The organism is Nocardioides sp. JS614 (assembly GCF_000015265.1).
Taxonomy (GTDB): Bacteria; Actinomycetota; Actinomycetes; order Propionibacteriales; family Nocardioidaceae; genus Nocardioides.
The window spans coordinates 3,710,676-3,721,514 of the sequence record NC_008699.1; the positions used below are offsets into that span (position 1 = coordinate 3,710,676).

At 72.8% G+C, this 10,839-nt stretch carries 10 protein-coding genes and 1 pseudogene; 6 read left to right on the forward strand and 5 right to left on the reverse strand.

The window, feature by feature from the left end:
- Positions 1-23: 23 nt before the first annotated feature.
- Positions 24-1,448: an MFS transporter gene (locus tag NOCA_RS19215; protein ID WP_011756935.1), complete on the reverse strand. Its 1,425-nt coding sequence runs from the start codon at positions 1,446-1,448 to the stop codon at positions 24-26.
- Between the two features lie 75 nt (positions 1,449-1,523).
- Between NOCA_RS19215 and NOCA_RS28495 the strand changes: the two genes are divergently transcribed.
- Together NOCA_RS28495 and NOCA_RS19225 are read left to right on the forward strand one after the other, a co-directional pair.
- Positions 1,524-2,117, forward strand: coding sequence for a TetR/AcrR family transcriptional regulator (locus NOCA_RS28495; protein ID WP_041546699.1), 594 nt, complete (start codon positions 1,524-1,526; stop codon positions 2,115-2,117).
- Positions 2,114-2,725 (forward strand): Maf family protein, encoded by a 612-nt coding sequence (locus NOCA_RS19225; protein WP_011756937.1) that lies wholly within the window; start codon positions 2,114-2,116, stop codon positions 2,723-2,725. Before NOCA_RS28495 ends, NOCA_RS19225 begins: the two co-directional genes overlap by 4 nt.
- Here the strand turns inward: NOCA_RS19225 and NOCA_RS19230 are convergent.
- From NOCA_RS19230 to NOCA_RS26025, 4 genes and pseudogenes are all read right to left on the reverse strand, one after another.
- Complete coding sequence (locus NOCA_RS19230) at positions 2,670-3,248, reverse strand: GtrA family protein (RefSeq protein ID WP_011756938.1); 579 nt, start codon at positions 3,246-3,248, stop codon at positions 2,670-2,672. The genes NOCA_RS19225 and NOCA_RS19230 overlap by 56 nt on opposite strands.
- 46 nt (positions 3,249-3,294) lie before the next feature.
- A complete protein-coding gene (locus NOCA_RS19235) occupies positions 3,295-4,494 on the reverse strand; it encodes an acyl-CoA dehydrogenase family protein (protein ID WP_011756939.1) in 1,200 nt (399 codons plus the stop codon).
- 227 nt (positions 4,495-4,721) lie between these two features.
- Positions 4,722-5,021, reverse strand: a pseudogene (locus tag NOCA_RS19240) (heterodisulfide reductase-related iron-sulfur binding cluster); the annotation flags it as partial.
- Between the two features lie 18 nt (positions 5,022-5,039).
- Positions 5,040-5,642 carry a TetR/AcrR family transcriptional regulator gene (locus NOCA_RS26025; protein ID WP_011756941.1) on the reverse strand — a complete coding sequence of 201 codons (603 nt, stop codon included), beginning with the start codon at positions 5,640-5,642 and terminating at the stop codon, positions 5,040-5,042.
- A gap of 69 nt (positions 5,643-5,711) precedes the next feature.
- Here NOCA_RS26025 and NOCA_RS19250 point away from each other — a divergent pair, with 69 nt between their 5' ends.
- The 4 genes from NOCA_RS19250 to NOCA_RS19265 all read left to right on the forward strand — a co-directional run bounded on the left by NOCA_RS19250 (position 5,712) and on the right by NOCA_RS19265 (position 10,781).
- The gene (locus NOCA_RS19250; RefSeq protein ID WP_041546700.1) at positions 5,712-6,905 is read left to right on the forward strand and encodes an oxygenase MpaB family protein; all 1,194 of its coding nucleotides are present in this window, start codon (positions 5,712-5,714) and stop codon (positions 6,903-6,905) included.
- 110 nt (positions 6,906-7,015) lie between these two features.
- Positions 7,016-8,788, forward strand: coding sequence for an acetyl/propionyl/methylcrotonyl-CoA carboxylase subunit alpha (locus NOCA_RS19255; RefSeq protein WP_011756943.1), 1,773 nt, complete (start codon positions 7,016-7,018; stop codon positions 8,786-8,788).
- 23 nt (positions 8,789-8,811) lie between these two features.
- Positions 8,812-9,309: a PH domain-containing protein gene (locus NOCA_RS19260; RefSeq protein WP_011756944.1), complete on the forward strand. Its 498-nt coding sequence runs from the start codon at positions 8,812-8,814 to the stop codon at positions 9,307-9,309.
- Entirely contained in the window at positions 9,306-10,781 is a 1,476-nt protein-coding gene (locus NOCA_RS19265; protein WP_011756945.1) for a PH domain-containing protein, read from the forward strand. The genes NOCA_RS19260 and NOCA_RS19265 overlap by 4 nt, the downstream gene beginning before the upstream one ends.
- The last annotated feature ends 58 nt before the right edge of the window (positions 10,782-10,839 follow it).

The window sequence follows — 10,839 nt, forward strand, 5'->3', positions numbered from 1 at the left end:
CGCGCCATCATGCCCGAGGGCCGTCAGGCCCGAGGGGTGGCCCGCCTCCCCCTGCCGGGAGCGAGCAGCGCGGCGAGTGTCGCAACCGCCACGGCCCCGGCGCCGGTCAGCAGCGCCGGGCCGATCGCGCCGTCGTACCCGAGCGGCTCGATCGCGCCGCCGTTGCCGAGGAAGACCGCCGTGAGCACGGCGATGCCGAGCGCGACCCCGAACTCGCGGATCGTGGAGTTGGCCGAGCTGGCCATGGCGAAGTCCTCCTCGGGCAGGCCCTCGAGCACGGCAGTCGCCATCGGTGCGAACGTCAGCCCCATCCCGACCCCGGCCATCAGCAGCGCCGGCATGAACGCCGGGTAGCCCGCAGCGGTCTCGGTGAGCACCGCGAACCAGACCAGCGACCCGGTCTGGAGCGCCAGCCCCGTCAGGAGCAGCGCCCGCAAGCCGGTGCGCGGCGCCAGCAGGCCGGCGAGCGGCGCGACCACCATCGGTGCGGCCGTCCACGGCAGCGTGCGCACGCCAGCGGCGAGCGGGCTGTAGCCCTGGACCACCTGGAGGTACTGCGTGAGCAGGAAGACCGTCCCGAACATCCCGATGGTGAAGAACAGGGCGATCACGTTCGCGACGGAGAACCCACGCGCGGCGAACAGCCGCAGCGGCAGGACCGCGTGGGAACGACCTCGGGCCCAGCGCAGGTACGCCGGCGCCAGCAGCGCAGCGACCACGAGCGGGCCGAGGACCCGCGGATCGCCCCAGCCGTCGTCGTTGCCGTGCACGATGCCCCAGATCCCGAGGAGGACCGCGCCGCCGACGAGCAGGGTCCCGACCAGGTCGAGCCGCTGCCAGGCGCCGTGCGACTCGCGCACCCCGAGGACCAGCAGCGGCCCCGCGACCGCGGCCACCGGGACGTTGAGCCAGAAGATCGCCTGCCAGCTGACGCCCTCGACGACCGCGCCGCCGACCACGGGACCGAGCGCGACACCGAGCCCGCTGACGCCACCCCAGATCCCGATGGCGGCCGAGCGCAGGGCCGGGGGCACGGCGGAGGCGAGCAGGGTCAGGGAGAGCGGCATGATCGCCGCCGCACCGAGGCCCTGCACGGCGCGCGCCGCGATCAGCGCCTCCGAGGTGGTGCTCAGCGCCGACGCGACCGACGCGAGCGTGAAGACGGTCAGGCCCGCGAGCATCATCCGCCGTCGGCCGAGCCGGTCGCCGAGGGTCGCGGCGGGGAGCATGAAGGTCGCGAAGGTCAGCGTATAGGCGTTCATGAACCAGGAGAGCTGGTTGACCGACGAGCCGAGGTCGGTCCGGATCACCGGCAGCGCGCTGGTCATCACCAGGTTGTCAAGGGTGGCCATGAACATCGGCAGCGAGGCCGCGAGGACGGCGAGCCACACCGGCGAGCGTCGGGACCGCGTCGGGGCCGGTGCGACCGCCACGTCGAGAGCTGTCATCGGAGGTCCTTGGTTGTAATTGAATGATTACTTGACCGAAAGGACACTAAGTAATCGACTGATAACATGTCAAGCATGAGTGCCACGAAGGCGGTCCGGATGAGCGGCGAGGAGCGGCGCGAGGCGATCCTCGGCGCGGCGACCCGCGCGTTCGCGCTCGGCGGCTACCACGGGACCAGCACCGACGCGATCGCCCGGGAGGCGGGCGTCTCCCAGCCGTACGTCGTCCGGATGTTCGGCACCAAGCTCGAGCTGTTCCTAGAGGTCTTCCAGCGCTCGGGCGACCGGATCACGTCGGCGTTCGGCGCGGTCCTCGACGAGGGCCCGTTCGACCCGGAGAGCGAGGACGACAAGGCGAGGATGGGCCTCGCCTATGCCGCCCTGCTCCGCGACCGGGAGTTCCTGCAGGTGCAGATGCACGGCTTCTCGAGCGGCGGCGTGCCCGAGATCGCGGCGGTCGCCCGCCGCTGCATGGGCGAGGTGTTCGCGACGATCCAGCGCACCGGCTGGACCGACGAGCAGTGCCGCGACTTCGTCGCCTACGGCATGTTGCTCAACGTGATGATCTCGATGGGCGCGCCCGAGCACCTGCATCCGGGCGACCCGCTCGCGGCGCTCACCACCTGTTCGTTCGGCGAGGGCCTCGAGATGCTTCAATCCCCCGGGTGAGCACCCCCTCCGTCCAGCTCGTCCTGGCCTCCGCCTCCCCCGCCCGGCTCGCCACCCTGCGCAGCGCCGGCCTCGACCCCACGGTGGTCGTGTCCGGCGTCGACGAGTCGCAGCTCGACGGGCTGCCGCCGGCCGAGCTCGCCCTCCAGCTGGCCGAGCTGAAGTCGGCGGCCGTCGCCGGCCGGACCGACCTCCCGGAGGGTTCGCTGGTCCTGGGCTGCGACTCCGTGCTCGAGCTCGACGGGGCCGCGCTCGGCAAGCCCGCCGACGCCGACGAGGCGGTCGAGCGTTGGCACGCGATGCGTGGGCGCACCGGCGTGCTGCTGACCGGGCACTGCCTGACCGACACCGCCTCGGGCCGGGTGGCCGCGGCAACCGCCGCGACCACGGTCCATTTCGCGGACGTGACCGACGACGAGGTCGCGGCGTACGTCGCCACCGGCGAGCCGCTGGCCGTCGCGGGGGCGTTCACCGTCGACGGGCTCGGCGGCGCCTTCGTCACCGGCATCGAGGGCGACCACCACAACGTGGTCGGCGTCAGCCTGCCGCTGCTCAGGGACCTGGTCGCCGAGCTGGGTCACTCCTGGACGGATCTGTGGAGTCGGTGAGCACCACGGGCGCCACGTCGGGGTCGGCGAGCTCGTTGAGCTCGAAGACCTGGAGCGGGTTGTGCATCAGGTCCGGCAGGTGCACGGGCCGCTTGAAGACCAGGGTGCGGAACAGGTAGAAGCGCGCCACGAGGCCGAAGAACAGGCCGATCACGTTCGCCGAGATGTTGTCCGACCAGGGGTCGTCGAGGCCGAGCACGTCGCGGCTCAGCCACAGGCACGCGATGGGGAGCAGCATCGTGACGACGTTGATCGCGATGAACGCCGTGCGGCCGCCGTCGGCCGAGCGGGGCGGCCGGTGCTTGAACACCCAGGTGCGGCTGCCGCGGTAGCTGATCGTCATGCCGACCGTGTTGGCGATGACGTAGCCGAGGTAAGGCTGGCCGTCGAGCAGCGCCTGGTGCTCGGTGTTGAACCCGTGCACCAGGAAGTTGAAGATCACGAACGCGACGATCGTCGCGATGCCGCCCACAGCGAGGAACCGGTACGCCTCGGTGAAGACGCGTTCCCACCGGCCTCCCATGTTGACAAGGCTAACCGGTCGACCGACCAACTCCGGGACGCGGAGGCTATTCGACGGGCAGGCCCAGCCCGCGGGCGATGAGCAGCCGCTGCACCTCGGAGGTGCCCTCGCCGATCTCGAGGACCTTGGCGTCGCGGTAGAAGCGGGCGACGGGGTACTCCTCCATGAAGCCGTAGCCGCCGAAGACCTGGGTGGCGATCCGGGTGGCGGTCACCGCCGACTCGGTCGCGTAGAGCTTGGCGACGGCGGCGGCCTGCTTGAACTCCTTCATCGAGGCGCCGCCCCCGTCGCGCTGGCTGTCCTTCATCGCGGCGGCGCGGTAGGTGAGCAGTCGGCTGGCGTGCAGCATCACCTCGAGGTCGGCGATCTGGAAGGCCACCCCCTGCTTGCGTCCGATCGGGCCGCCGAAGGTCTGCCGCTCGCCGGCGTACTCCAGGCTGAGCTCCAGGCACGCCTGGATGCAGCCCACGGCGAGGGCGGCGATCGCGACCCGCCCGTCGTCGAGCGTCGCCAGGAACTGGGCGTAGCCGCGGCCGCGCTCGCCGAGCAGGTTGGCCTCGGGGACCCGCACGTCCTCGAGGCTCAACGGGTGGGTGTCGGAGGCGTGCCAGCCGAGCTTGTCGTAGGCCTTCTCGGCCGTGAAGCCGGGCGTCCCGCTCGGCACCATGATCGTGCTGATCTCGGCGGACCCGTTCTCCCGGGTCCCGGTGCGCGCGGTCACGGTCACGACGCTGGTCAGCTCCGAGCCCGAGTTGGTGATGAACTGCTTGGAACCGTTGACCACCCACTCACCGTTCTCGAGGACGGCGCGGGTCTTCGTCGCGCCGGCGTCGGAGCCCGCACCCGGCTCGGTCAGCCCGAACCCGGCGAGCCGCTCCCCGGAGACCAGGTCCGGGAGCCAGGTGTCCCGCTGGTCGGCGGTGCCGTAGGCCAGGATCGGGTTGATGCCGAGGCCGACCGCGGCCTCGAGCGTGATGCCCAGCGACTGGTCCACGCGACCGATCTCCTCGATCGCCACGCACAGGCTGGTGAAGTCACCGTCCTCGCCGGCCCCGCCGTACTCCTCCGGGGCGGTGAGGCCGAAGAGCCCCAGAGCGCCCATCTTGCGCACGACGTCGATCGGGAAGTGGTGCTCTCGGTCCCACTGCGCCGCGTGCGGCCCGATCTCGGCCTCCGCGAACTCGCGGACGCTGCGACGGAACTCCTCGTGCTCGCGGGACAGCTCGTAGGTCGACGACTCGCTCATGGCCGCCACCCTAACCCGTCCGGTTAGCGATTGTTAACCATCGATCCGCGGCCCGGCCGGCCGCGGCCCCGCCCACCCAGTAGGACGGAGGAGCAGCCATGACGTCGGTGGAACCGGAGCACAGCGCAACCGCCGGCTACCCACCCGGCGAGAGCGGCCATCCCCGCCGCGGCACAACCCACCGGGGCCCGGAAACGAGTCCTCCCGGTAGTCCACGGGTCGAGCCTTCACCCAGCTCGGGTGGCACGCTCGAGCGCTTGGAGCGCGTGCTCGTACCTCATGCCGGTCGCTCGGCTCAGCCCGAGTTCACAGGTCCGGTTCGAGGACAGGTAAAGGTCGTGCTCTGCTCGGCGCACCTCCGCCGCCTCGGCGGCGGTCGCGCTCGCCGTCAGCTCCGGATGCAGCATGCCGCGATCACCGGCGAAGCCGCAGCACCCCCAGTCGTCTGGCACCACCACGTCGGTCGCGAGCGCGGCCGCGATCGACGTGAGTGCGGCGGTGGTCCCCATCCGAGTCGTCGTGAAGGTCCGGGCCGCGGCGCCGGTTCAGGACAGGACCAGGCCGGTGTGCAGCAGGTCGGCCGTCAGGTCGACGAGGCGCTGCTCGGGGATCCCGACGGGCGGATCGAGCGCGATCCGCAGGCAGCTGCTCAACGTGACCCCGAGCGCGAGGTAGATGCGCGCCTCGGCCTCGGCCGGCTCCAGGTGCGGGGCGTGGATCGCGACGAACATCCGGGTGAACTGCGCCAGCTGCTGCTCCACCTCGGGCAGCACGTTGCTCTGCGCGCCGAGCGGCACCTCGTTGACCAGCGCTGCGGTGAGGGCCCGGTGCCGTTGCAGGGCGGCCACCAGGGTCGCGATGACCTCGCGGATCGCGTCGCGGGTGGCCAGCGGCGCCGCTGCGGACAGCACCGTCGTGAGATCGGCCAGGATGTCCGCGGTGCTGCGGACCCGCAGCTCGCGCACCAGGTCGTCCTTGTCGCCGAAGTAGCGGTAGAGCGAGCCGACGCTGACCCCGGCCACGGCCGCGACCCGGTTGGTGCTCAATCCGGCGTACCCGCGCTCGGCGAGGACGCGAGTGGCCGCCTCGAGGAGCCGGTCGACCATAGCCCGGGAGCGGTCTTGCACGGGGGCGTGCCGCGGGCCCATCAGCGCTCCCCCCACCCCGGGGCAGAACGCGAGTAGAACATGAGCATTTGCTCACTTTATCGTGGTGTCATGACTGACCTGCTCCCGACGCCCACCCGGTTCGGCTCCGACCCCGCGTGGGCCCGCCGCGCCGCGCGGCCGCTCCGCCTGGTCGCCGGTCGCCGCCCCGAGCCGACGCCGGCGGAGCTGGACCGCATGCGGGCCGCGCTGCTGCGCCGCGACGACGAGGCCCACGCGCTGGTCCGGGCGGTGCGCGAGGAGCACTCGGTGACGATGCCGCAGTTCCGCCAGGCCCTCGAGCACGGCATCGGGTCGGTGCCCGGGGCGCCGCCGGCGCTGCGCCGGTTCTTCGCGGTCGTGGACGCTCGCCCCGCGTGGGTCGACGACGCGCTCCTCGACCGCGGCGCCCGGGCCATGCAGAAGCTCGGCTGGGACGGGTTCGACCTGCTCACCTGGGGCTCACTGCTGGGCGGCTACCGCTCCGCCGCCGCCCTGGAGCCCCTCGTGCGGTCCGGGCGGCTGCTCGGCGCGAGCACCGCCCGTCGTACGGCGGAGACGAGCCGCTGGTTCCTCGCCTGCATCGAGGACGACGGGATGCGGCGGGGCTCGGAGGGGTGGCGGCTCACCGTGCACGTGCGGGTGATGCACGCGTTCGTGAACTACCAGCTCGAGCAGGACCCCACCTGGGACTGGGAGCTGCGCGGCACCCCGATCAACCAGTACGACCAGGCCAGCACGCTCGCCGTCTTCAGCACCACCCCCCTGCTCCAGGCCCGGTTGCTGGGCATCCGGGTCAGCCGCCGTGATTCACGCGCGGTCATGCACCTGTGGAGCTACATCGGCTGGCTGCTCGGGGTCGAGGACCACTGGCTGCCGCACACGGAGCAGGCCGGGCGGCGGATCATCTACCACCTGCTCGCCCACGACCCCGGGCCGGACGAGAGCAGCCGGGTGCTCGCGCGGGCCCTGGTCGACAGCCAGGCGGACGTGCCGGGCGGGGGGTGGCGCGGTGTCCTGGCCCGCGAGGCCGGGCTGAGCTCGGCGACCTTCCTCAACGGGCGCACCGGCATGCACGAGCTCGGCCTGCCCGCGCGGCTGCCGTGGTACCCGGCACTCCGCATCCCGGTGAATCTGCTGTGGACCCATCTAGTCGGCCGACTCCCCGGCGGCGAGGCCCTGGTGGTGCGCCGCGGGCGGCGCGGTCGCGACCGCCGGGTCCGGCTCCAGCACGGTCGGCTGGCCGAAGTACCACAGCCCGGCTGACGCACCCGCCACCGTCCGGCACCGCTCGCGGGTGCGACGTGCGCCACAACCCGAACGGCGTCCCGGACGGTAGCCTGCCCCGCGGAGATCAAGCCGAGAGCAGGAGACACATGACGGAGTCGAAGCCGCTACAGAAGGTCCTTGTCGCCAACCGCGGGGAGATCGCGGTGCGCGTGATCCGCGCGTGCAAGGACGCCGGCATCGGCTCTGTGGCGGTGTACGCCGACCCCGACCGCGACGCGCTGTTCGTCCGCCTCGCCGACGAGGCCTACGCGCTCGGCGGGGCGACCCCCGCCGACTCCTACCTCGACATCGCCAAGATCATCGCGGTCGCCGAGCAGTCCGGCGCCGACTCGGTGCATCCCGGCTACGGCTTCCTCGCCGAGAACGCCGACTTCGCCCAGGCGGTCATGGACGCCGGGCTGACCTGGATCGGCCCGCCGCCGGCTGCCATCGAGGCGCTGGGCGACAAGGCCAAGGCCAAGCACATCGCCGACAAGGCGAACGCCCCGTTGGCCCCCGGCACCAAGGACCCGGTCAAGGACGCCGACGAGGTCGTCGAGTTCGCGAAGGCCAACGGGCTGCCGGTCGCGATCAAGGCGGTCTTCGGCGGCGGCGGCCGCGGCCTCAAGGTCGCCCGCACCCTCGAGGAGATCCCCGACGCCTTCGAGTCCGCGGTGCGCGAGGCCGTCACGGCGTTCGGCCGCGGCGAGTGCCTGGTCGAGAAGTTCCTGGACAAGCCGCGCCACGTCGAGACCCAGTGCCTCGCCGACCAGCACGGCAACGTCGTCGTCGTCTCCACGCGCGACTGCTCGCTCCAGCGCCGCAACCAGAAGCTGGTCGAGGAGGCGCCCGCGCCGTACCTCACCGACGAGCAGCTGAGCGAGCTCTACGAGTCCTCCAAGCGGATCTTGAAGGAGGCCGGCTACTACGGCGCCGGCACCTGCGAGTTCCTGGTCGCCCAGGACGGCACCATCTCCTTCCTCGAGGTCAACACCCGGCTCCAGGTCGAGCACTGCGTGTCCGAGGAGGTCACCGGCATCGACCTGGTCCGCGAGATGTTCCGCATCGCGGCGGGCGAGGAGCTCGGCTACGACGACCCGGAGATCCGCGGCCACTCGATCGAGTTCCGCATCAACGCCGAGGACGGCGGCCGCAACTTCATGCCGGCGCCCGGCACCCTGTCGGCCTGGAGCCCGCCGAGCGGCCCCGGCGTCCGCCTCGACGGCGGCTACGAGAACGGCGAGACCATCCCCGGCTCGTTCGACTCCCTGATCGCCAAGCTGATCGTCACCGGCCGCGACCGCACCCAGGCGCTGGAGCGCTCACGGCGCGCGCTCGACGAGTTCGTCGTGGACGGCATGCCGACGGTCATCCCGTTCCACCGCGCGGTCGTCTCCGACCCGGCGTTCGTGGGCGACGACGAGAAGTTCGACGTCTACACCCAGTGGATCGAGACCGACTTCGACAACCAGATCACGCCGTACGGCGGCGACGCGGCCGCGGGTGACGAGCCCGAGGACCGGCAGCGGGTCGTGGTCGAGGTCGGCGGGAAGCGGCTCGAGGTCGTCCTGCCGGGTGGTCTCGGCCAACTGGCCGCCGGTGCGGCCGGCGGCGCCAAGAAGCCCAAGCGCGCGGCCGGCAAGAAGGCCGGAGCGGCGGCCAGCGGCGATGCGGTCACCAGCCCGATGCAGGGCACGATCGTCAAGGTCGTCGTCGAGGAGGGCCAGCAGGTCGCCGAGGGCGACACGGTGGTCGTCATCGAGGCGATGAAGATGGAGCAGCCGCTCAAGGCGCACAAGGCCGGAATGGTCACCGGGCTCGAGGCCGAGGTCGGTCAGACCGTCGGCAACGGCGCAGTGATCTGCGAGCTGAAGGACTGACGCTCGGCGCTAGGTTCGGTGGCATGACCGAGCAGAGCCAGCCGCGGCTGCGCGAGCCGAGCCAACGGGTCAGCCCGCGCGCCCGGCTGATGTGGGGCCTCGGGGCCGCCCTCGAGGCGGGTGCGCTGCTGGTCGTGCTGGTGGTCACCGGGCCGGTGGGCGGCTGGCTGCCGCTGCCGTGGTGGGCGCTGGTGCCGGTCGCGCTCGGGGCGGCGGCGTACGTCGTGGTCGTGCCGCAATGGCGCTACCGGGTGCACCGCTGGGAGGTCACCGGGACCGCCGTCTACACCCAGACCGGCTGGTGGGCCCGCGAGCGGCGGATCGCGCCCATGTCCCGCATCCAGACCGTCGACCACGCCGAGGGGGCCATCGCTCGGCTCTTCGGGCTCGCGACGGTCACGGTCACCACTGCGTCGGCCGCCGGGGCACTCGAGATCGATGGCCTGGAGCGCGAGCGGGCACTCGCCCTGGTCGACGAGCTGACGCTGATGGCCGACAGCGTCCCGGGTGACGCCACGTGAGCGACGACGCCGGCGCGGGCTGGCAGCGACCGGACCCCCGGATGCTGTTGGTCTATCCGGTCAAGGAGCTGGGGCGCTTCCTGCCCGTGGTGATCGGCGCCTTCGTCGCCGGTACGGCGTCCGGCGGCCCGGGCACGTGGTTGCAGCTGCTGGGCGTCGGGGTGCCCGTCGCCCTCGGCGTGCTGCGGTACGTGACGACGTCCTACCGGATCGCTCAGGGGCGGGTCGAGCTGCGCCGCGGCCTGCTGAACCGGCACGTGCTCTCCACCCCGCTGGACCGGGTGCGGACGGTCGAGGTCACGGCGCCGCCGGTGCACCGGCTGCTGGGGCTGACCTCGGTGCGGATCGGCACCGGTACGGCGTCCTCGGACGAGGACGACCACCTGGACCTGGACGGGCTGCCGGCCGAGCGCGCCCGCCGGCTGCGCGCCGACCTCCTCACCGCCGGCACCGGCCCGGCCGAGGAGGCCGCCGTCACGGTCCTCGACCTCGACCCGGCATGGGTCCGGTACGCGCCGCTCACCAGCTCCGGACTGGTGCTCGCCGCCGGTGTGCTCGGCCTCGCCAGCCAGGTCGCCGACAGCCTCGGCGGGATCCGGGTCGACACCCAGTGGCTGTCCGACGGCCCCGGCGGCTGGTCCCTCTGGGTCGCCGTACCGCTCGGCGTGCTCGGCCTCGTCGCGGCCGTCGCGCTGCTCTCGATCGGGGGGTACGTCGTCAGCAACTGGGGCTTCCGGCTGACCCACACCGGGCCCGGTCGGGGCGGGGCGTGGCACCTGCGCCGCGGGCTGCTCACCACTCGTGAGACCACGATCGACGACGTGCGGCTGCGCGGCGTGGTCGTGGGCGAGCCGATCGGGCTGCGGCTGGCCGGGGCGGCCCGTGCGTCGGCGATCGTCACCGGGCTCGACCGCGGCCGATCCGGATCCGCGGTGCTGGTGCCGCCGGCCCCGCGGGCGGTGGTCGAGCGGGTCGCCGGTGACGTGCTGCGCACCGCCGCGCCGCTCGACGCGCCGCTGGCCTGGCACGGCCCCCGGGCCCGGGCCAGGCGGTTCAGCCGGGCCCTCGGCCCCGCGCTGCTGGTCGCGGCGGTGGCGATCGTGCTGACGGCGGTCGCGGACCTGCCGCTCTGGCTGCCGGTGTTGGCGGCCCTCGGGCTGCCGGTCGCCGTCCTGCTCGCCGCCGACCGCAGCGCCGCGCTGGGGCACGCTCTGGTCGACGGCCACTTCGTGGTGCGCTCGGGCAGCCTGGACCGCCGCCGGGAGGCGCTCGAGGTGGACGGCGTCATCGGCTGGAACCTGCGGTCCACGTGGTTCCAGCGCCGCGCCGGGCTGACCTCGCTGGTCGCGACGACCGCCGGCGGCCGGCAGTCCGTGGCCGCCCTCGACGTCCCCGAGGAAGCCGCCGTCGCCCTGGCCCTGGCGGCGACGCCCGATCTGCTCCGGGCCTTCGTCACCGCGCCGCCGCGCTGACCGGGCGACACGTCTCGTCTCAGCGTGCGCAGGGCGGACGGAGCGGTGTCGGCTTATA